Here is a 20,608-nt window from a genome sequence, read left to right on the forward strand (position 1 = left end):
TGCGCGGTCCGCGCTCTCGGAGCGAGCCTGTGGAGAACCCTTGGAGACGCCGAACGTGCCCTCTACGAACGGCCGCGAGTCACTTCGTCGAGCAGGTCGGCAGTGCGGACGTGTCGCCCTTGGAGGCGACGGTGTCGAGCACCGTGACGGACTCGTCCAGCGTCGTGACCGCGTAGACCGAGAGGCCCGAGGGGATGTGGCCCACCACCTCGTCGCAGTTGCTCGCCGGAGCGAGGAACACCGTCGCCCCCGCCTCCCGGGCGCCGTACATCTTCTGTCGGATGCCGCCGATCGCGCCGATCGTGCCGTCGGCCGTGATCGTTCCGGTGCCGGCGACGGACTTGCCGCCGTTGAGCGACCCGGGCGTCGTCTTGTCGATGACCCCGAGGGCGAACATCTGGCCGGCGCTCGGGCCTCCGACGTCGGCGAGCTTCAGGGTGACGCTGAAGGGGAACGTGTAGGAGACGGAGGCGCCGATGCCGAGGAGGTACGACCCCTGGAGCAGCTGCGGAGCGACTTCGACCGTCTCGAGCGTCGTTCCCGTGCCTCCTGCGTTCTTGCGGTCCACCACGATGGTCGCCTCGGCGCTGCCGTTCTTCGTCACGAGGGCGCGGAGGGTGTCGACGTCGCTGTTCTGGGTCAGATTCGTGCCGTTGATGCTGACGATCTGGTCGCCCTCGTCGAGTCGTCCCGAAGCGGGGCTGCCCTTCTCGACGGCGCTCACGATGATCTTCGTGCCCACCTTGAAGCCCTCGTGGGCGAGGGCCGCGGTGACCGCCGACTTCTGGCTCTGCTCCATGTCGGTGGTGTTCTGCTGCTCGACCTGCTTGTTCGAGACGCCGGTCGGGTAGATCTCCGAGATCGGGATCACGGCCTTGCTCGGGCTGAAGAAGGCGCTGACGATCTCGAGCCAGTTCGGGCGCTGGGTCTGGTTGCCGACGACGCTCACCGTCAGGAGGTCGAGGCTGCCGGACGTGGGATAGGTCGGGTGGCCGGAGACCGTGATGAGCGGCGTCTGCTTGCCGTCGTACGGATTCGTGCCGAGGGTGTTGAAGACCGGCCCGGGTTGCTCGATGAGGTACGGCGCGGGGAGGAGCGAGAGGACGACGCCGATCACGAGAGCCGCCGCCAGGAGGGCGAGGCCGATCCAGCCGCGGCGCTTCTTCGCGGGCGGTGTCGGCGCCTCGGGCACGGCGAAGAAGCTCAACGGGGTCCTTTCGGGGCGGGCTCGGGAGGTGAGACGGGGGCGCCTCGCTGCGTTTTCTCAGGGCCGGATGCACGGCTCCGGGCCGGATGCACGGCGCCGGGGAGTGTTCGCCCTGGGCGCAGTGCCGAAACCTCGGAACGGGGTGAATCCCAGACTGTCGGAGTGGCCACCGGCTAGCCTAATTGCCATGTCTGAAGATTCGCAGCCGGGGCCGGAGGACGAGTTCCGCGACATGCTGCGGCAGTTCCTGTCCGGCAACTCCGAGATCGACCCGTCGAAGCTGGTCGGCGCCGCCGGCCTGCCCAACGACCCCGCCTTCATGGCGAGGCTCATGAGCCAGTTGCAGGCCGCCGTGAACAGCAGCGGAGACGGCATCGACTGGTCCCTCGCCGCCGATCAGGCGACGGCCATCGGCAACTCGTCGGCGATCGAAGCGACGCCGGCGCAGGTCAGTGGTCTCGAGCAGGCCTTCCACGTCGCAGCACTGTGGCTCGACGAGGTCGCCTACGTGGCCGAACTGACCGTCGAACCCCGCGTCATGACCCGGGCCGAGTGGGCCCGCGCCACCATGCCGGTCTGGAGTCAGCTGGCCGAGCCCGTGGCCGACAGCATCGCCGACTCCCTCACCAAGGTCCTCGGCGAGCAGGCTCCCGAAGAGATGCAGGGCATGCTCCAGGGCGCGAGCCAGGTCATGCGCAGCGTCGGCGGCGCCCTCTTCGCCATGCAGCTCGGCCAGGTCGTCGGCCAGTTGTCCACCGAGGTGGTCTCGGGCGGTGATGTGGGCATCCCCCTTCTCGACGAGCAGCAGGCGGCTCTCATCCCGCAGAACGTCACCGCGTTCGGCGAGGGCCTCGACGTCGACGCCGACCAGGTGCAGCTCTACCTGGCGGTCCGTGAGCTCGCCCACGCCCGACTCTTCCGGCACGCTCGCTGGCTGCGCCTCCACCTCATCTCGTCGATCCGCGAGTTCGCCCAGGGCATCTCGATCGACACCTCCCGTCTCGAAGAGCTGGCCGCGGACTTCGATCCGGCCAACCCCGAGCAGTTGCGCGACGCCATGCAGAGCGGCGCGCTCATCCCGCCGAAGACCGACGAGCAACTGGCCGCTCTCGGGCGTCTCGAGACGACCCTCGCACTGATCGAGGGCTGGGTCGACGTCGTGACGGCCCAGGCCACCGAGCGTCTGCCGAAGTCGGGTGCCATCGCCGAGACGGTCCGCCGGCGGCGCGCGTCGGGCGGGCCCGCCGAGTCGGCGTTCGCGACCCTCGTCGGCCTCGAGCTTCGTCCCCGCCGACTCCGCGAGGCGGCGGCCATGTGGCAGGCCGTGACCGAGGCGACCGGCGGCGAGCTCCGCGACTCGCTCTGGGCCCACCCGGACATCGTCCCCACGTCCGACGACATCGACGACCCGCAGGCCCTGATCGCCCGGCTCACGTCGAAGGAGCCGGCTCTCGACGACGTCGACCGCGCGATCGAGGACCTGTTGAACGACACCCGCGACGACCGTCCCCGCGAGGCGGGCGACGGCACCGCGAGCGAACCGGAGGCCTGAGACCCCGTCGCGGGCCCCTGTGGAGAGGCCTCACGGCCTGTGGAGAACGCGCGCCGTCGAACGGCGACATCGGGCACACTCCCGGGATGAGCATCCGACTGGACCCCCGCCTCCCCCTCGTCTGGCGCGACCCGAGCACCCTGCAGATCGGCGTCGACCATCCCGTCGTCGTCCTCGACGGCCTCACGGTGCGCGACGAACGATTCCTCTCCCTCGTCTCGGCCGGGCACGGCCGAGAGGGCGTCGCCGCTCTGGCCACCCGAGCAGGCTGGCCCCAGGGGGATGCCCAGGCCCTCGTCGACCGCCTCGAACCGGCTCTGGTCCCCTCGACCCCTCCGCGCGCCGTCGCGGTGGCACTCGCCGGCGACAATCGCATGGCCGAGGAGACCCACCTGCTCCTGGCGGATTCCGGGGTCGGAGTCGTGCGGGTCGATGCGGTCTCCGTGGTGACGGCGCCGCCCTGCCACTTGGGCGTCTCCTTCACCCACCATGTCCACGACCCGGAGGTGACGTCGGCCTGGCTGCGACGCGACGTCTCGCATCTCACCGTCGTCTCGGGCGACCGGTCGACGAGGGTGGGCCCCTTCGTCGTGCCGGGGGTCACAGCCTGCTCGCGATGCCTCGATCTCTACCGCTCGGAGGTCGAGACCTGCTGGGGCGTGATCGCAGGCCAGCTCTGGGGGCGGCGAGGCCCCGAGCCCGGGCTCGTGGAGGCCCGGGAGATCGCGGTGCGAGCCGCGCGCCGCGTCCTCTCTCACCTCACTGCCGATCGCGATCCCGACGGCGTCGACGACGCGGTCATCGAGACGATCGACGGAGCGACGGGGGCGGTCAGCCGATCGACGAGCCGACTGCATCCGGCGTGCGGATGCGCAGCTCTTCCAGGAACCGGCTCGGGCGACGCTCGCCCCCGCGCGACGACCCGCCGAACCCCTGTCCGGCGTGGCTCCACGACAGCTGGAGGCGCTCTCGTGCGCGGGTGATCCCGACGTACAACAGCCGACGCTCCTCGTCGACCGCCTCGAAGGTGGTGGCGTAGCTGATCGGAAGGTAGCCCTCGCTCAGGCCGACGACGTAGACGCTGCGCCACTCGAGCCCTTTGGCGGAGTGCAGCGTGGCCAGCGTCACGGCCGCCATGGTCGGTTCGTGCTGGCCGGCCTGCCGGGCGAAGAGCTCGTCGACGAACTGGCGGAGGGTGGTGCCCTCCGGCGATCCCTCGGCCAGACCCATCAGAGCGTTGAGCGACTCCCATTTGTCGCGCACTGCACCGCGCTGCTCGGGCGGCTCCTGCGACCATCCCAGCGAGCGGAGGACGTCGCTGACCGTCTTGAAGAGGGGCTCGCCCACGATGCTGACCGCCGCCCCCTTGAGCATCATCAGAGCCTGCTTGACCTCGCGGAGGTCGAAGAAGCGGGCCCCGCCGTGGAGCCGAGTCTGGATCCCCAGGTCGGCGAGGGCCCGCTCGAGATTCGCCGCCTGCACGTTGACCCGGAAGAGCACGGCGATGGATTCGGGTGCCGCGCCCTGTCGGATCTCCTCGGCGATGGACTCCGCGACGGCGCGAGCCTCCGACACGTCGGTGAGGTGATCGGTGACCTGCGGCGCCGGGCCCTGGGCCTCGGCCACCGGGCTCAGGTGCAGCGCCCCGGGCCGGCCGCGCATGAGCTCATTGGCCGTCTCGACGATGGGTCGCGCGGATCGGTAGTTCTGCTCCAGCCGCAGCACGGTCGCCTCGTCGTAGCGCGAGCCGAAGCCGAGGAGGAAGTCGGCCGAGGCGCCGGCGAACGAGTAGATGGTCTGGCTGGCGTCGCCGACCACGCAGACGTCGTTGCGGTCTCCGAGCCAGAGCTCGAGGAGATCCTGCTGGAGAGGCGAGACGTCCTGGTACTCGTCGACGACGAAGAAGCGGTACTGCTCGCGCACCTGCTGCGCGACGCGCGGCTCCAGTTCGAGCATGCCGGCGGTGGCGAGCAGGACGTCTTCGAAGTCGAGCTGCCGCCGTGCATCCTTCAGGTCCTCGTAGGCCTGGTGCAGGTCGAGCGCCTGCTCGGGGGTGACGTTCTGAGGCAGACCGCGCTTCGGCAGGGCGGCCGCGTACTCCTCCATGGTGAGCCGCGAGACCTTCCGCCATTCGATCTCGGCCGAGAGGTCGCGGAGGCTGGCGGTGTCGAGGCGGAGGCGCAAGGTCTCGGAGGCGTGCGCGAGGAGCTTGGCCTTGCCGTCGAGGAGGCGCGGCATGGTGCCGCCCATGGTCTGCGGCCAGAAGTAGGCGAGCTGCGAGAGGGCGGCCGCGTGGAAGGTCCGCGCCGCCACTCCCCCGGCGCCGAGCTGCCGCAGACGGCCGCGGAGTTCGGCGGCGGCCCGGGAGGTGAAGGTGAGCGCCATGACGCGGTTCGGGGCGTACACGCCGGTGGCCACTCCGTAGGCGATGCGGTGCGTGATCGCCCGGGTCTTGCCGGTGCCCGCGCCGGCGAGGAGGCAGACCGGCCCGAGGAGCGTCTCGGCCGCGAGGCGCTGCTGGTCGTCGAGACCGGCGATCAGGTCGGCGGCTTCCATCTCAGCGCCCCGAGCGGAGGGAGCGCGACGCCTCAGTCGTCGATCTCACCGCCGTACCAGTCTTCGATGATCGCGCGCGCGATAGACGAGCGACCGGGGAGGATGACCGAGTCGCCGGCGGACGCCAGCTCGTCGCGGGTGAACCAGCGGAGGTCGATGATCTCGGCGCCGTCGGGCTCGAGACTGCCGGGGTTCGCCACGTCGACCGTCGCCCGGAAGCCGAGCATCAGCGAGGCGGGGAAGGGCCACGGCTGGGATCCGAGGTAGGTGGCGTTCGTGACCCGGACGCCGCTCTCCTCGAAGATCTCGCGTTCGACGGCCTGTTCGAGCGACTCGCCCGGCTCGACGAACCCGGCCAACAGGGAGAAGCGGTTCTTCTCCCAGAGGGCGTTGGAGCCGAGCAGGAGCCGGTCGTCGGCGTCGGTCACGCCGACGATGATCGCCGGGTCGGTGCGCGGGAAGATCTCGTGGCCGTCTTCGGAGTCGACCAGGACCCAGCCGCCCTTCGACGACACGAGCGGACGCCCGGTGCGGGGCGAGAAGCGGTGCGAGGCGTGCCAGTTGGCGATCGCGATGGCCTCGGTGGCGAGGCCGGCGTCGCGGGCGCTGAGGTCGGTCGCGAACATGCGCAGGTTGCCCCACTGCTCGGCGTCGGCCACGGCCGAGGCCTGCTCGTCGCTCAGGACGGCGGCCACGAGCGGAGTGCCGATCGGCTCGGGGGCGTCGTCGGCGAGCGACCGGCCCAGGTAGATGAGCAGGGCATCCCCCGGGACCTCGCTCGGGGCGAGGAGGGCGAGCGACGACTTCGCACCGTCGGCCGAACCGGTGGCACCGAAACCGTCGGTCTCGGGGGCGGAGGCGCCGGGCGCCAGAAGGGCACGGCCCTTCCAGACCGGCAGGATGCGCGTGGCCGGGTCGGCGAGGAGCTCCACGAAGACATCGGGCCGGTCGCGCGTCAGGTAGTCGCGGTCGACCTCGTGGCGGGAGAGCGGAAGGTGTGCGGAGAAGGACGACTCGTCGCTGCCTCGACCCTGCGCATCGTTCCGACCGGTCGAAGGAGTTGTCGACATGCGCGCACCAATCATGTTCAAGTAACCGTCGTTTTCGGCCCATTCGGGGTGTGGCGAACGACAGGAGCCGGACCTGTCGGCCTACCCTGAGGCATGGCCAGATCTCATCTCACTCTAGCCGCGTTGGCGACAGCAGCCGTCGCCGACCTCGACGTCCGCGCCACCGGCCTCCAGGGCTCCATCGGCACCGGCGACTTCGACTCCGCCCGCCTCACGGGCGGTCAGGGCGAGAACTGGATCATCCGCGTTCCTCGCTCGCAGCGGGCCGAGGCCGAGCAGTCGGCCGATCTCGTCGCCCTGCGCGCGCTGAGCCTCGGCGTGCGCAAGCGCCTGTCGTTCGAGGTGCCGACCTACCGCGGCCAGGCGCCCATCGCCGAGACCCGCGCCATCGTCTACGACTACGTCGAGGGCACGCCTCTCGCCGCCAGCGACGTCCTCGCCGGAACGGGCCTGCCGTCGGCGGTCGGCGCCGCCGTCGCCGCGATCCATGCTCTGCCCACCAGCTTCGTCACCGATGCCGGGCTCTCCAGCCACACCCCCTTCGAGGCCATGCGCTCGTCGGCCAGCGTCGTCGATCGCGCCGCGGCGACGGGGATGCTGCCCGCAGCTCTGCTCGAACGCTGGGAGAACGCGATCCAGGACAGCCTTCTCTGGCAGTTCCAGCCGACGGTGATCAACGGGTCGCTCGAAGCCTCGTCGTTCCTGGTGTCGGGAGACCGCATCTCCGGCCTCCTGGGTTGGCACGACCTGCAGATCGGCGACCCGGCGCGCGACCTCGCCTGGGTTCTCGGTGCTCCGACGGAGGACAGCGTCGACGCGGTGTTCGAGGCGTACAGCGTCTCGCGCGGCACCAGCGACCGGCAGCTCCGCCACCGGGCGACCCTCTACCACGAGCTCGATCTGGCCAAATATCTGCTTCACGGCACCCACACGAAGAACACCGAGGTCGTCGACGACGCCGTGGCGATGATGACGCGTCTTGTCGACACCGTGCAGTTCTCGGACGAGCGACCCCTCGTGGCCGGGACGACCGAGGCGCTCGACCTCGACGGCGTCGAAGACCTGCTGACCGCGACCGAGCGCCGGCACGCCTAGCCCGGTCTCTCACCCGCCGTCTCGACCGTCGACCAGATTCGAAGCAGTTCGTCGCGGTCGGCCACGTGGGTGGGCCGGATCGCCGTGTCGTCGCTGACGTAGTAGAGCACCGCGTCGATCCGCTCGGGATCGACATCGCGGTAGCGCGCGTAGGCCTCGCGGTACAGCGCGAGCTGGAGCTGCTTGAGTTCGAGATCGGCCTCGTCGACCGGCGCCTTGCCGGTCTTCCAGTCGACGACCTGGTACCGCCCGTCGCGCTCGAAGACCGCGTCGATCTTGCAGATGATCGTGCGGGCGCCGAGCGGCAGGTGGATCTCCAGCTCGACGTCGACCGGGTCGAGGTCGGCCCACTCCGAGGCGCCGAAGGTCGCCTGGAGCTCGGCCAGGCGTCGGGCGTCGTCGGCGTCGATCGGCGCGCTGCTGATCGATGCGGTCGACCCGGGCTCGTCGAGATCGGACTCGAAGGGGGCGGCGTCGAGGGTCTCGCCCTGACCGGTCGGACGGTAGCGCTCTTCGACCCACGAGTGGAAGAGGGTGCCGAGCCGGGTGGCCCGATAGGGGCGCTCGGGAAGCGGCCGGCGCAGTGCGGCGGCGACGGCTGCGGGGTCGTCGACGTAGTCCTTGAATCGAGACGCGGGAATGCGCTGCGGCAGCGGCACGGACGAGGCACCCTCGCGCAGCGATGCGCTCTCCCGCAGCAGCAGTTCGATGTCGCGATCCCAGCGTCCGAGCGAGGAGCGGTCTCGACCCGAGCGTTCGCCGGCGCTCGAGAGCTCCTGCGCCTCCCGCACCCGCTCGGCCGCCGCTTCGACGACACCGCGGCGAGCGCCCAACGGGTCGAACGGCCAGACGAGTTCGCGGCTCTCGGCGGCCAGCGGGTTGTCTTCGTGATCGGGAGCCTCGGGCAGCAGGGCGCCGTCGACCAGGCCGGCCTCGACCAGTTCGACGAGGTAGGGACTCGGCCCGCGAGGCCGGGTCTGCGAGGCCCAGAACGAGCCCGTCATCACGAGGTGGTCCTTGGCGCGGGTGATCGCGACGTAGGCGAGCCGACGCTCTTCGGCGAGGTGGCGCTCCTTCAGTTCGGCCTCGAACGCCTTGAGGCCCTGGTCGAACTCCTTCTGGTCGTCGAAGCCCCCCCAGGGCAGCACCGGCAGCTCGAGGGCGTCGCCCCGGAACTCGAACGGCAACTGCCCGGTCGCGAGCCACCCCCGGCCCTCCCGGGACGCCCCGGGGAGCTCGCCCTCGACGAGCCTCGGCACGGCGACGAGCTGCCACTCGAGCCCCTTCGAACCGTGGACGGTCAGCAGTTGGACGACCCCCTCCTCGCTGTCGTCCGACCGCGGCCCCATGTCGTCACGACGCTCGGCGGCGTCGAGCCAGGAGAGGAAGCCGGCGAGACTCGAGGACTCGTCCGTCGCGACGTAGCCGGCCAGCTCGTCGTCGAACGCCTGGAGATACGCACCGCCTCGAAGAGAACCGGAGGCCGCAGCGACCTCGACGTCGAGCAGCATCTCCTGCTGCACGAGCGCGACGAGATCGACGAGGTCGAGCCCGATGCGGTTGCGCAGGAACGCGAGCTGGCGGGCGAGGGCCCGGAGCCGCTCGACCCCCTCGGCGCTGAAGCCCCGCAACTGGGAGTGGGACGCCGGGGCCGTCCCGACGAAGTCGAGGGCGTCGACTATCGATCCGTTCTCGCCCGCGGCGACGGAAGCGCGGAACGAGGCCGCAACCTCGACGTCGAGCTGCTTCTGCGCGTGGTCGTGCGAGAACAGCCAGGAGGCGACACCGCGGAGCGCTGCGATGTCGTGGATGCCGACCCGCCAGCGGGCGCCGGCGAGGAGCCGGATCAGCTCGGAGCCCGCGGCGGGGTCGTGCAGGACGCGCAGGCAGCTCACGAGGTCGACGATCTCGGGCCGTTGCAGGAGGCCGCCGACACCGAGGATGCGGAAACGCACGCCTCGAGACCGGAGCGCGTCGGCGAAGACCGGCAGCGTCTTCTTCGAGCGGAAGAGGAGTGCCGCCGTCTTCTCGGTGCCGTCGTCGTTCCTCTCGGCGAGCCCGCGCGCGAACCAGTCGGCGACCGAGGCCGCCTCGTCGTCGACCGTCTCGCCGAAGACCACGTCGACGGAGCCGGTCGGTGCGTCGGGGCGCGCCACCAGACGACCCACGGGCACGGCCGAGGCCCGCGAGAGCTCGTCGACGACGACGTTCGCCGCATCGAGGACGACCCGGGGGTTCCGCCAACTCGTCGACAGGGTGAAGGTGGCGTCGTCCGCCGCCCCGAAGTCGGTCGGGAAGCGGCCGAGGTTCGCTGCGCTGGCGCCCCGGAAGCCGTAGATGGACTGGTGCGGGTCGCCGACCGCCATGACACCGTGACCGGTGAAGAGCCGTGCGAGAAGCCGCGTCTGCACCACCGAGGTGTCCTGGTACTCGTCGAGGAGGACGACCCGGAAGCGCTCCCGGTGCTCGGCGACGACACCGGGCGCGGTCTCGCAGACCTCGAGCGCGAGAGCGACCTGGTCGGAGTACTCGACGAAGCCCCGGCGGGCCTTCTCCGCCGCGAAGGCCTCCGCTAGAGCGAGCAATGGAGGCAGGGCCGCCACGGAGGCGGCGGCCGTCGTGACGCTCGCGTACGACGACCCCTTGGCCGAGGGGAGGGACGCGACGTCGAGGAAGTGCTCGGCCATGGTCTCCACCCGGGCGGCGTCGGCGACGTTCTCGCCGAGCGCATGACTCAGCGAGAGCACCGTCTCGGTGATCCAGTCGACGGTCTTGCCGAGCCCGGCCAACCGGTCGTCTCGGCTGCCGATCACGAGGGAGCGGGCGAGCTGCCAGGCGGAGGCCTCGCCGAGCACCTGCGACTCGCTCTCCCGGCCGACGAGCAACGCGTTGTCGCGGAAGATCGAGTTCGCGAAGGCGTTGTAGGTCGAGACCGTGGGCGCGTCGAAGGGATCGAGGTCTCCGTCGAGAAGGCCGTGCTCGCCGAGGAGCGCGATCCGCCGCCCGATGCGCTGGCCGAGCTCGCCCGCCGCCTTGCGGGTGAACGTGAGCCCCAGCACTTGGGGAACGGTGACGAGACCGTTTGCGAGCAGCCAGACCACCCGGCTGGCCATCGTCTCCGTCTTGCCGCTGCCCGCCCCGGCCACGACCAGCGCCGGCGCGAGAGGCGCCTCGATGACGGCCTGCTGTTCGAGCGTGGGCGGCGGCAGCTCGAGCGCCGCCGCGACGTCGAGGGCGCTCAGACGTGGGCTCACTGCGTGACCTCTCCGACGACGTGGATGCGGCACGAGCCGCCGAAACGCCCCTGGCAGTGCTCGTCGACCCGGGCGACGAACACCCGATCGGCCATCCCCCGGGCGTCCGTCTCGAGTCGCTCTCGGAACGCGTCGACCGCGACGTCGTCGAACGCCTCCTGCACCCGTTCGGTGTAGGGCTTGCCCCGGACGCCCTTCGCCACGAAGAGCAGTTTCGCTCCGCCGCGGACCGAGTCGGCGTCGGCGGCTTCGAGGGCGCCCGAGGCGAGCGCGAGCTGGTAGCTGGCGAGCTGGGGATGCCCGGTCGTCTCCGCTGCGGTCGTGGGCGTCTTGCCCGTCTTCAGGTCGACGATGACCACGCTGCCGTCGCTCTGCCTCTCGACCCGGTCGACCGTGCCGCGGAGCAGAGCCGGCCCGACGGCGAGCTGGAACGACGACTCGGCCCCCAGCAGCTCTCCGTGGGCGGAACGGAAGTCGCGCAGGTAGGCGGCGAGGCTGTCGGTCATGCTCCGGGCCCGCACGCGTTCGGCGTCGGACTGCCACTCGGCTTCGAACTCGAGTTCGCCCCAGCGCGCCTCCACGCTCTGCCAGAGCGACTCGGGGTCGATGTCGACGGCGTGCTCCATCGCATCGTGGATCACGGTGCCGAGACCCATGGCCGAACTCGACGGCGTGCCGCCGAAGCGGTCCACGAACCAGTGCAGCGGGCACTCCTCGAACGAGCCGATCTGCGACGGCGAGACCGGGACCTGCGCGTCGGGGGCAGTGAGGTCGACGAGCGGCTCGAGGGTCGTCGGCTCGAGCAGGCCGTACCAGTGGTCGGGAGACGCCCCGGCGATGCCCTCGTCGGCGAGACGGGCGAGGGCGGCGGCCGCCTCGTGGGAGGCCGCGGACCCGTCGGATGCTCGGGCCGGCGTCGTGAGGACGTGCCGCAGATGCCCGACCAGCCCTCGGAGCGACAGCGGCGGCCGCACGTCGGCGACGGGTGTCGCCGGTGGCACCAGACGGAGGAACATCGACGGCCCCTCGTCGTCGTTCGCCGTCGACGAGAGGATGACCTGAGTCGTCGCGCGAGAGACCGCCAGTGTGAACATGCGCAGCTCGTCGGACAGGACCGCGGCACGCCGGTCGACGGGCGCCTCGCCCTCTCCGGCGCCGGCGCCGGTCACGGCTTCGACGAGGGCGTCGGGGGCGAGCAGACCGCCACGGACCCGGAGGTTGGGCCACACCCCCTCCTGCAGCCGCGCCACGACCACCACGTCGACCTCGGCGCCGATGGCCCCGGACGGTGTGCAGACGAGCACCGCCTCGCCGAGGGCCTGGGGCGACAGCGTGTCCTCGGCGACCTCGGCACCGAGGATCGAGTCGAGGAACCGGACCGGCTCGGCCTCCGGACTCCGTTCGACGAACCGCTTGGCCGCCGTGAAGAGCGCGACGACGCCGTCGAGGTGGCGATCGGCCTCGGCCGCGACGATGCCGTGGCCGCGCGACTGGGCGCTCCATTCAGCGGCCAGGCCGCTGCGCTCCCACAGCCCCCAGAGGATCTCTTCGATGCTGCTGCCCGACGCGGCTTCGGATCGTGCGGCGTCGAGACTCTTCGAGAATCGACCGGCGCGGGCGGCGAAGCGCGAGTCGATGGTCGCGAACCGCCCCGGGCCGGCGAGGGCCTCGACGATCAGGTCGTCGGCCGAGCGGACGCCGCCGGCGGCCAGTTCGTCGGCGCGGAGGGCGAGCCGGAGGCGCCGCAGGGAGAGCGAGTCGAACCCCGCCAGTGGGCCCGAGAGCAGGTCGGATGCCACGTCGGCAGTGAGCTCGTCGCGGCCGACCGCGACGGAGGCGGCGAGGAGGAGGTGCCGTGCGCCGTATTCGTCGCGGACGGCGTTGCCCGCGACCGGGGTGCGGGTGGGCACCTCGGCCAACTGCAGAGAGCGAGCCACCGCCGGCACGAGGGCCCCGTTGCGGACGACGACCATCATGCGCGCCCAGGGCAGTCCTGCGAAGAGGTGGTGCTCACGGAGGGCCCGGGCCACCGCGGCGATCTCGTGGGCCGGACTGTCGGACTCGATGCGCCAGAGCGGTGGCACGCCCTCGTGCTCCGCCACGTCGGACGTCGCAGCGTGCTGACGCCCGGCACCGGCGGTGCCGATGCGGTCGGTGATCGACGAGACGAAGCGTCGGATGCTCGGGGCGTGTCGGTGGACCCTGGCGAGATGGACCGTGGTCACCTCTGACACCTCGAGCCTCGCCGCGAGACGGCCGAGCACGTCGGGCGAACCGCCACGGAAGGCGTTCGTGGCGAGGTCGGGGTCGCCGAACGCGACGACGTCGACGCCGCGCCGGACGAGCGCGCGGAGAAGCGCCAGGGTGGACTCGGTCGCCTCCTGGGCGTCGTCGAGGACGACCACGCGGAGCCCCTCCAGCAGCGGAGGCGTCTCGCCGCGGTCGAGTGCCGCCACGGCGTACGCCACCAGCTCGGCCGAGTCGAGGGCGTTCGTGCCGAGGCCGTCGACGACCTCGGCATACTCGTCGGCGAAGTCGCCGGCCGCGACCCACTCCGGCCGGTCGTGCTGCCGACCGAGGGCCCGGAGGCCGGCCGGGTCGACGCCGTGCTCGGTCGCCCGCATGAGCAGCTCGCGCAACTCGGTGCGGAAACCGCGGAGCTGCTGCACGACGGGGCCGAGCGGCTCGGGCCAGGCAGGACCGTCGCCCTCGTCGAGGTGGCCCTCCAGAAGGGCTCGGACGATTGCATCTTGGTCGCCGCCGGTGAGCAGCGTCGGCGGGAGGCCGGAGGCGAGGCGAGCGGCGTGACCGGTGACGTCGAATGCGAACGACGCCACGGTGCGGGCCAGCGGCCCGGGCGTCGGCAGGTCGAGCCGGCCGGCGATGACGTCGCGCAGCGCGGTGGCGGTGGTTCGGGAGGGCGTGAGCGCCAGGACCGACTGCGGGCCCCACCCCTCGCGGTGCACCCGGTCGAGGACGAACTCGACCAGGGCCGTGGTCTTGCCGGAGCCGGGCGCCCCGATCACCGCGGCGGAGCGGCCCTCGGGCAGGGCGAGGACCGCGAGCTGGGAGGCGTCGAGAACGGGGGTGGGCACGGAACGACGGTAGCGGGAACCGACGACATCGCCCGGGCGGCGGCCCCGTGCATCCCGCGCTCTTCTGCTCTGGGTGAACGTGGACGGCGAGGCGCTCCGGCGTCGGATATGGTCGTCCTCGTGGACATTCGCATCGGCATCATCAACAGCCCCCGTGAGATCGCTTTCGAGTCGTCGCAGACGAAGGAAGACGTCCAGAAGGTCGTCGCAGACGCCCTCGAAGGCGGCAAGCCCTTCTTCACGCTGAACGACCAGAAGGGCAAGCTCTTCATCGTTCCCGTGGCCAACCTCGGCTACCTCGAGGTCGGCACCGAAGAGCGCGGCCGCGTCGGCTTCGTCAACTGACATGGAACTGCTCTTCGCCGGTCTCGGCGGGGCTCTCCTCGGCTTCATCTTCCACTTCGCCCTGCCGGGTCAAGACACCCGCGGGGCGTTCTGGGCGGCCGCCTGGGGCATCTGCTCCGCGGTCGTCGTGTGGGAGGTCTTCATCTGGCTCGGCCTGAAGTCGGGCGGCGGATGGATCTGGGTCTTCGCGCTGGTCGCCAGCGGGCTGACCGTCATCGCGTCGATCCGACTCACGACCGGACGGCGTCGCGCTGCCGATGCCGAGCTGCTCGAAGCGCTGTTCCGCGGCCAGGCGGCGTAGCCACCGTTCTCGCAGAGCAGTCAGGCCGTCAGGCCCAGAGTGTCCATGCGGCGCGTGTGCGCTGCGATGAGTTCGGTGAAGACCGGCTCGAGACGCTCGTCGTCGGCCGACTCGTGCGAGGCCGAGATGGCCGCCCGTGCCACGAGCAGGGTGTCTCCCACCAGACGACGCCCCCAGAGCGCGAGGCGCGACGCCAGTTGCGGGTCGGCGCTGATCGCCAGCGAGAGCTCGGCCACGATCGACGTCTCGTCGGACGTGGCGTCGGTCTCGAGCGCCGCGACGACCCGCTCGCGCGAATCGCCCGGCAGGCCGGAGGCAAGCCGCGAGAACACGTCGTTGAGGAGCCCCGCCGCGACGTAGGACGCGAGCATGGACTCGTACCAGTCGCCGTTGCCGGTGCGCCGCTGGAAGTCGTCGATCAACCCGGTGTGGGGCTGCATGAGGTCGGCCGCGTCTCCGCTCTGCCGCTCGATCTCGGCGAGGAGGCCGCGGTGCCGTTCGAGGGTGGACGTGGCCACGACGCCGGTCAGAGCCTTGGCGCGAGTGCTCGGAGCGATGGCCGCTGCACGGCCCAGGGACTCGAACAGGGCGAGCTGCAGATAGGCCGACTGGCCCAGGAAGACGTCGAGGGCCGGAGTGAAGTCGGAGAGCTCGACCCGGCTGACCACGAGAGGTCGCGAGGGGCGCTGCGGCCGAGAACTCTTCGGCGCGGCACGTCTCGCCCGAAAGCCCTTCCATGACACCACGGGCCCACCTTACCGGGAGCCGAGGCGGCCCCGACTGGGCGTGCGGCTAAACTGTGGGCTTACCCCTACATATGAGACAGGGCCACACGTGACTTTCAGCGACCTCGCGATCGACGACGACATCGTCGACGCTCTGGCGGCGAAGGGGATCATCGAACCGTTCCCCATCCAGACCCAGACCATCCCCCTCGCCCTCGCCGGCCAGGACATCATCGGCCAGGCCAAGACCGGCACCGGCAAGACCTTCGGCTTCGGCCTCCCGATCATCCAGCGCATCGGCATCGATCCGGCCGCCGGCGTCAAGGTGCTCGTCGTGGTCCCGACCCGCGAGCTCTGCGTCCAGGTGTCCGAAGACCTCGAGACCGCCCTGGCCAACCGCCCCGGCACCAAGATCGTGTCGATCTACGGCGGCAAGGCCTACGAGGGCCAGGTCGAACAGCTCAAGGCCGGTGCGCAGATCGTCGTCGGCACCCCCGGGCGCCTCCTCGACCTCGCCGGGCAGCGACTGCTCGACCTCAAGCACGTCACCGAGGTCGTGCTCGACGAGGCCGACAAGATGCTCGACCTCGGATTCCTCTCCGACATCGAGAAGATCTTCGCGCAGATCCCCCCGACCCGGCACACCATGCTGTTCTCGGCGACCATGCCCGGCCCGATCGTGGCCCTGGCCCGCCGCTTCATGACGAAGCCGATCCACATCCGCGCCACCGACCCCGACGAGGGTCTGACGCAGGCGAACATCAAGCACCTCGTCTACCGGGCGCACAACCTCGACAAAGACGAGGTCATCGCGCGCATCCTCCAGGCCGAAGGCCGCGGCAAGACCGTCATCTTCACTCGCACCAAGCGGGCGGCGGCGAAGCTCGTCGAAGAGCTGAACGACCGAGGCTTCAACGCGGCCGCCGTTCACGGCGACCTGAACCAGGAGCAGCGGGAGCGCGCCATGGCGGCGTTCAAGGCCGGCAAGAAGGACATCCTGATCGCCACCGACGTCGCCGCCCGAGGCATCGACGTGAACGACGTCACCCACGTGATCAACCACACGGTGCCCGACGACCACGACACCTACCTGCACCGCGCCGGCCGCACCGGCCGCGCGGGCAAGACCGGCATCGCCGTCACCTTCGTCGACTGGGACGACCTGCACAAGTGGGCCCTCATCAACCGAGCCCTCGAGATGAACCAGCCCGAGCCGGTCGAGACCTACTCGTCGAGTCCGCACCTCTTCACCGACCTCGACATCCCGGCCGGCACTCGAGGGCGCCTCAAGCCGACGTCGCGCGAGGTCCCCGAACGTCGCAGCACGGCTCCGGCCGGGCGCGACGGCTCCGGCGGCGGGCGTGGCTCCGGCCGCGGTTCCGATCGGGGCGACGGGGGTCGAGGCGACAGCGGCCGTGGCGGTTCGCGCGGCGGCTCGCGCCCCGAGTCGCGCGGCGACTCCGCCCAGTCCTCCGGTCCCGCCCCCGTCCGGCGCGGGCGCATCCGCGGCGACGGCTCCTCCACCCTCGACGACGCCGCCACGCAGACGCGCGAGCCGGCTCGCGAATCGGCTCCCCGCGACTCCGCGCCGCGCGAGGGTCAGGCTCCGGCCGGCGATGGGGCGGCCCGCAAGCGCAGCCGCAACCGCCGTCGCCGTCCGGCCGGCGAGGGCTCGCAGGCGACCCCGCCCCAGGCGTAGCCGGCCCGTCCAGGCGACTCGACCCGCGCATCCCCCGGCTTCGGCCTCGGGCTGTGCGGGTCTTCGCGTTTTCCCCCTCCGCAGCCCTCGGCGCCCCTCATTCTCGAATTCAAGGGCAGAAAGGCCGAGGACAGAGCGGGGGATGCACGACCTCAGCCGACGACGGGCGACGCTCCCGTGGCCTGCTCGACGATCCGCGCGAACTGGTCGGGGGCCGTCGAGTTCTCGCCCAGGCGGTTGGGCTTCCCGTCGCCGTGGTAGTCGCTCGACCCGGTGACGATGAGGTCGTGCCGTTTCGCGAACCGCCGCAGGGCCTCCCGCCCCTCGCTCGTGTTCTCGCGGTGACCGATCTCGACGCCGCCGAGCCCGGCCTCGACCAGTTCGACGAGTGTGTCTTCGGAGAGATTCGTCTGCCGACCCCGGGTGGCCGGGTGCGCGATGACCGGCACTCCCCCGGCCTCGCGGACCAGTCGCACGCCGACGAGCGGGCTCGGCGCCGCATGCGGTTCGTAGTAGCCGCTGCGCCAGTGCAGGATGCCGGCGAAGGCCGCGCTGCGGTCGCGGGCGTAGCCGCGGGCCACGAGGGCGTCGGCGATGTGCGGACGGCCGAGGGTGGCGCCGACGGTGGCCTGGTCGAGGACGTCCTGCCAGGTGAGTTCGTAATCCTCTCCGATCCGGGCGACCATCCGCTCGGCACGGTGCAGGCGGTCGTCGCGCAGGCGGGTCGTCTCGGCCACCAGACCCGGCGACGTCGGGTCGAACAGGTAGGCGAGCATGTGGACGCTGTCGTACCCGACCCGGGTGGAGAGCTCCATGCCGGGAACGAGCGTGAGGCCCGTGCCTTCGACGGCGTGCGTCGCCTCGGCCCAGCCGGCCGTCGAGTCGTGGTCGGTCAGCGCCACCGTGCCGAGGCCGGCCCGGACCGCGGAGGCCACGAGTTCGCCGGGGGTCTCGGTGCCGTCCGAGACGCTGCTGTGCGTGTGCAGGTCGATCGGGCCGGTGCTCATCGTTCCATCGTAGGCGTCGAGGCGGGGTCGCCCTCGGCCTCATCCCCTAGGCTCGACCCACCGTGTTTCGTCGCTTCGTCTCCTTCGTCCTCCTGCTGGCCCTGGCCGCGGCCCTGCTGGTCGTCGTCCTCCCGCAGCTCGTCGGGGTGCAGCGCGAGCACTACACGGCCCAGCTGGTCTCGTTCCGCGGCATCGCGGCGGTCGCCGCCGTCGTCGTGGCGGTCGTGCTGCTCCTGGTCGCGATCCTCCTGCGGCCCATCCGGGGCTTCCTCCGAGGTGCCGCGGTGCTGCTCGTGGTCTTCGCGCTCGTCTCGGCCGGCATCGTGTTCGAGCGCGGCACGGGCGACACGAAGTTCCAGGCGAAGGCGACGGGCGACATCACCGTCCTGTCCTGGAACACCGAGGGCTCGCGGCCCGGCGCCGCGACGATCGCCGCTCTCGCCCTGGCCACGAAGGCCGACGTCGTCAGCCTGCCCGAGACCTCCAAGGCCACGGCCGACGCGGTCACCGCGGCTCTGACCGCGGCCGGCAAGCCGATGCAGGAGTTCAACCTCACCTACGACGAGCTCGACCCGTCGCACTCGACCTCGCTCCTCATCAGCACGGCTCTCGGCAAGTACACGCAGTCGACGGCCACGAAGACGACCGAGACGCTGCCGACCGTCATCGCGACCCCCGACGACGCTTCGAAGCCGATCATCGTCGGCGTCCACTCCGCAGCGCCCGTGCCGGCCCTGCTCTCCGAGTGGCGCTCCGGCCTGAGCTACCTCGCCAAGCTCTGCTCCGGCGACGACATGGTGATGGCCGGCGACTTCAACTCGACCCTCGACCACCAGGCCGGGCTCGGCGACCAGAGCGCCGCCCTCGGCAACTGCCGCGATGCAGCCCAGGCGACCGGCAACGCCGGAGTGGGCACCTGGCCGACCCGTCTGCCGGCCCTCCTCGGCACCCCCATCGACCACGTCATGGCCACGGCCGACTGGCGAGCCACGGGGATGCGCGTCATCGAGACCCAAGACGAGGCCGGCAGCGATCACCGACCGATCGTCGCCCAACTCAGCCCCGTCGCGAGCACGACGACGCCGTAGGCGGCCGATCGCACCACGGTCGCACCGGCCGGACGTCCTCTCGCATCCGGCGATCGCCCGAGCGTTCACCTGCCTGACGGCCCGCCGCGCCATACTGGAGGCATGGCTGATCAGAAGGCTCCGCGCGCGACGTCCAACCGCTCCACGACTCCGGTGTCGGAGACCTTCAAGGAGTACATCTCCTCGCAGTGGGCCGATCGACAGAGCACGGTCACCGAGGCGCGCGAGCAATCGCCCCACGCCGCCGAGCGTCGTGCCCGCCTCTCCGCGCTGCACCCCGGCAAACGCTTGGTCGTACCGGCCGGGCAGGCCAAGGTCCGCTCCAACGACACCGACTACGCGTACCGCGCCCACGCCGCCTTCACCCACCTGACCGGCTGGGCCTCCGACACCGTCCCCGGCTCGGTCCTCGTGCTCGAGCCCAGCGCCGACGGCCACGACGCCACCCTCTACTTCCGCGCCAGCGCCGGTCGCGACTCCGACGAGTTCTACGCGAACCCGGAGATCGGCGAGTTCTGGATCGGGCCCCGGCCCTCCTTGTCCGACGTGGGCGTCGACCTCGGCATCGCGACCCGCGACCTCGCCGACTTCGAAGCCGTGGTCGCGTCGAACGACGTCGACACGCTCCTCGTCCGCGAGGCCGACCCCGATCTCACCCGCCGCATCGAGGCCCTGGTCCCCGACCTCCCGGTCGACTCCCCCGTCGACACCGTGGCCGACAGGGCCGCCGCCGCAGGGCTCCTCGCCCGCGACGTGAGCGAACTGCGCCTGGTCAAGGACAGCTACGAGATCGCCCAGATGCGCGCCGCCGTGGCCGCGACGAAAGTCGGGTTCGACGACGTGATCGCCGACCTCGACGAGGTGGTCGTGCATCCCCGGGGCGAACGAATCGTCGAAGGCACCTTCAACCGACGGGCTCGAATCGACGGCAACGCGGTCGGGTACGACACGATCGCCGCGGCGGGCGACCACGCCTGCATCCTGCACTGGACCCGCAACGACGGCCCCGTCGCCCCCGGCGACCTGATCCTGATCGACGCCGGCATCGAGCTCGACAGCCTCTACACGGCCGACATCACGCGCACGCTGCCCGTCTCCGGGCAGTTCTCCGACGTGCAGCGCCTCGTCTACGACGCCGTGCTCGAGGCGGCCGACGCCGCGTTCGCCATCATCAAGCCGGGCATCCGCTTCCGCGAGGTCCACGCCACCGCCATGGCCGTCATCGCCGAGAAGACCGCCGAGTGGGGCTTCCTGCCCGTGACCGCCGCGGAGTCGATCCAGCCCGACGCCCAGTACCACCGCCGCTACATGGTCCACGGCACGAGCCACCACCTGGGCATCGACGTGCACGACTGCGCCGCCGCCCGGCGCGACCTGTACCTCGATGGCATCGTCGAAGAGGGCATGGTCTTCACGGTCGAGCCCGGCCTCTACTTCCAGCCCGACGACCTCACCGTGCCGGAGGAGTTCCGCGGCATCGGCGTGCGCATCGAGGACGACGTCCTGGTGACGGCCGACGGGGCCGAGAACCTGTCCATCGCCATCCCGCGCACCGCCTCCGACGTCGAGGCCTGGGTCGGTCGGCGCTCGCGGTAGCGAGTCGTTCACCGCGAG

14 protein-coding genes are annotated in these 20,608 nt (G+C 71.3%); 7 read left to right on the forward strand and 7 right to left on the reverse strand.

Translation table 11 applies throughout. The annotated features are described in order from the left end of the window. Positions 1-79: 79 nt before the first annotated feature. The gene (locus ABEA39_RS06305; RefSeq protein ID WP_345374475.1) at positions 80-1,207 is read right to left on the reverse strand and encodes a YlbL family protein; all 1,128 of its coding nucleotides are present in this window, start codon (positions 1,205-1,207) and stop codon (positions 80-82) included. 187 nt (positions 1,208-1,394) lie between these two features. Here ABEA39_RS06305 and ABEA39_RS06310 point away from each other — a divergent pair, with 187 nt between their 5' ends. Next, entirely contained in the window at positions 1,395-2,759 is a 1,365-nt protein-coding gene (locus ABEA39_RS06310) for a zinc-dependent metalloprotease (RefSeq protein ID WP_345374477.1), read from the forward strand. An 831-nt stretch (positions 2,760-3,590) separates the two neighbouring features. Here ABEA39_RS06310 and ABEA39_RS06315 read toward each other — a convergent pair. Continuing rightward, positions 3,591-5,315 carry an ATP-dependent helicase gene (locus ABEA39_RS06315; RefSeq protein ID WP_345374479.1) on the reverse strand — a complete coding sequence of 575 codons (1,725 nt, stop codon included), beginning with the start codon at positions 5,313-5,315 and terminating at the stop codon, positions 3,591-3,593. Positions 5,316-5,347: 32 nt separating this feature from the next. After that, positions 5,348-6,385 (reverse strand): NAD(+) diphosphatase, encoded by a 1,038-nt coding sequence (nudC, locus tag ABEA39_RS06320; RefSeq protein WP_345374481.1) that lies wholly within the window; start codon positions 6,383-6,385, stop codon positions 5,348-5,350. A 93-nt stretch (positions 6,386-6,478) separates the two neighbouring features. Between nudC and ABEA39_RS06325 the strand changes: the two genes are divergently transcribed. Beyond that, complete coding sequence (locus ABEA39_RS06325; protein WP_345374483.1) at positions 6,479-7,480, forward strand: phosphotransferase; 1,002 nt, start codon at positions 6,479-6,481, stop codon at positions 7,478-7,480. On the opposite strand, the gene ABEA39_RS06330 is transcribed toward ABEA39_RS06325, so the two are convergent. Further along, complete coding sequence (locus ABEA39_RS06330) at positions 7,477-10,734, reverse strand: ATP-dependent DNA helicase (RefSeq protein WP_345374485.1); 3,258 nt, start codon at positions 10,732-10,734, stop codon at positions 7,477-7,479. The two genes, ABEA39_RS06325 and ABEA39_RS06330, sit on opposite strands and share 4 nt — an antisense overlap. Further along, positions 10,731-13,829 (reverse strand): ATP-dependent helicase, encoded by a 3,099-nt coding sequence (locus tag ABEA39_RS06335; RefSeq protein ID WP_345374487.1) that lies wholly within the window; start codon positions 13,827-13,829, stop codon positions 10,731-10,733. Before ABEA39_RS06335 ends, ABEA39_RS06330 begins: the two co-directional genes overlap by 4 nt. 120 nt (positions 13,830-13,949) lie before the next feature. Between ABEA39_RS06335 and ABEA39_RS06340 the strand changes: the two genes are divergently transcribed. Together ABEA39_RS06340 and ABEA39_RS06345 are read left to right on the forward strand one after the other, a co-directional pair. Beyond that, positions 13,950-14,174 carry a DUF3107 domain-containing protein gene (locus tag ABEA39_RS06340; RefSeq protein ID WP_345374489.1) on the forward strand — a complete coding sequence of 75 codons (225 nt, stop codon included), beginning with the start codon at positions 13,950-13,952 and terminating at the stop codon, positions 14,172-14,174. Between the two features lies 1 nt (position 14,175). Next, positions 14,176-14,475 carry a hypothetical protein gene (locus ABEA39_RS06345; RefSeq protein ID WP_345374491.1) on the forward strand — a complete coding sequence of 100 codons (300 nt, stop codon included), beginning with the start codon at positions 14,176-14,178 and terminating at the stop codon, positions 14,473-14,475. A 20-nt stretch (positions 14,476-14,495) separates the two neighbouring features. Here the strand turns inward: ABEA39_RS06345 and ABEA39_RS06350 are convergent, their stop codons facing one another. Beyond that, entirely contained in the window at positions 14,496-15,143 is a 648-nt protein-coding gene (locus tag ABEA39_RS06350; RefSeq protein ID WP_345374493.1) for a ferritin-like fold-containing protein, read from the reverse strand. Positions 15,144-15,309: 166 nt separating this feature from the next. Between ABEA39_RS06350 and ABEA39_RS06355 the strand changes: the two genes are divergently transcribed. Next, positions 15,310-16,899 (forward strand): DEAD/DEAH box helicase, encoded by a 1,590-nt coding sequence (locus tag ABEA39_RS06355; protein ID WP_345374495.1) that lies wholly within the window; start codon positions 15,310-15,312, stop codon positions 16,897-16,899. Positions 16,900-17,051: 152 nt separating this feature from the next. Here the strand turns inward: ABEA39_RS06355 and ABEA39_RS06360 are convergent, their stop codons facing one another. Continuing rightward, entirely contained in the window at positions 17,052-17,906 is an 855-nt protein-coding gene (locus tag ABEA39_RS06360) for a PHP domain-containing protein (RefSeq protein WP_345374498.1), read from the reverse strand. Between the two features lie 62 nt (positions 17,907-17,968). Here ABEA39_RS06360 and ABEA39_RS06365 point away from each other — a divergent pair, with 62 nt between their 5' ends. Further along, positions 17,969-18,994, forward strand: a complete 1,026-nt coding sequence (locus tag ABEA39_RS06365) for an endonuclease/exonuclease/phosphatase family protein (protein WP_345374500.1) — start codon at positions 17,969-17,971, stop codon at positions 18,992-18,994. Between the two features lie 102 nt (positions 18,995-19,096). Next, positions 19,097-20,590: an aminopeptidase P family protein gene (locus ABEA39_RS06370; protein ID WP_345374502.1), complete on the forward strand. Its 1,494-nt coding sequence runs from the start codon at positions 19,097-19,099 to the stop codon at positions 20,588-20,590. Positions 20,591-20,608: the final 18 nt, after the last annotated feature.

This window comes from Frondihabitans cladoniiphilus, from assembly GCF_039544345.1.
Classification (GTDB): domain Bacteria; phylum Actinomycetota; class Actinomycetes; order Actinomycetales; family Microbacteriaceae; genus Frondihabitans; species Frondihabitans cladoniiphilus.

What these genes read in the sequence shown, in the direction of transcription:
- ABEA39_RS06345 (WP_345374491.1), top strand. Translation starts at nt 14,176, where the DNA reads ATGGAACTGCTCTTCGCCGGTCTCGGCGGGGCTCTCCTCGGCTTCATC.
- ABEA39_RS06325 (WP_345374483.1), top strand. Translation starts at nt 6,479, where the DNA reads ATGGCCAGATCTCATCTCACTCTAGCCGCGTTGGCGACAGCAGCCGTC.
- ABEA39_RS06370 (WP_345374502.1), top strand. Translation starts at nt 19,097, where the DNA reads ATGGCTGATCAGAAGGCTCCGCGCGCGACGTCCAACCGCTCCACGACT.
- ABEA39_RS06315 (WP_345374479.1), bottom strand. Translation starts at nt 5,315, where the DNA reads ATGGAAGCCGCCGACCTGATCGCCGGTCTCGACGACCAGCAGCGCCTC.
- nudC (WP_345374481.1), bottom strand. Translation starts at nt 6,385, where the DNA reads ATGTCGACAACTCCTTCGACCGGTCGGAACGATGCGCAGGGTCGAGGC.
- ABEA39_RS06360 (WP_345374498.1), bottom strand. Translation starts at nt 17,906, where the DNA reads ATGAGCACCGGCCCGATCGACCTGCACACGCACAGCAGCGTCTCGGAC.
- ABEA39_RS06310 (WP_345374477.1), top strand. Translation starts at nt 1,395, where the DNA reads ATGTCTGAAGATTCGCAGCCGGGGCCGGAGGACGAGTTCCGCGACATG.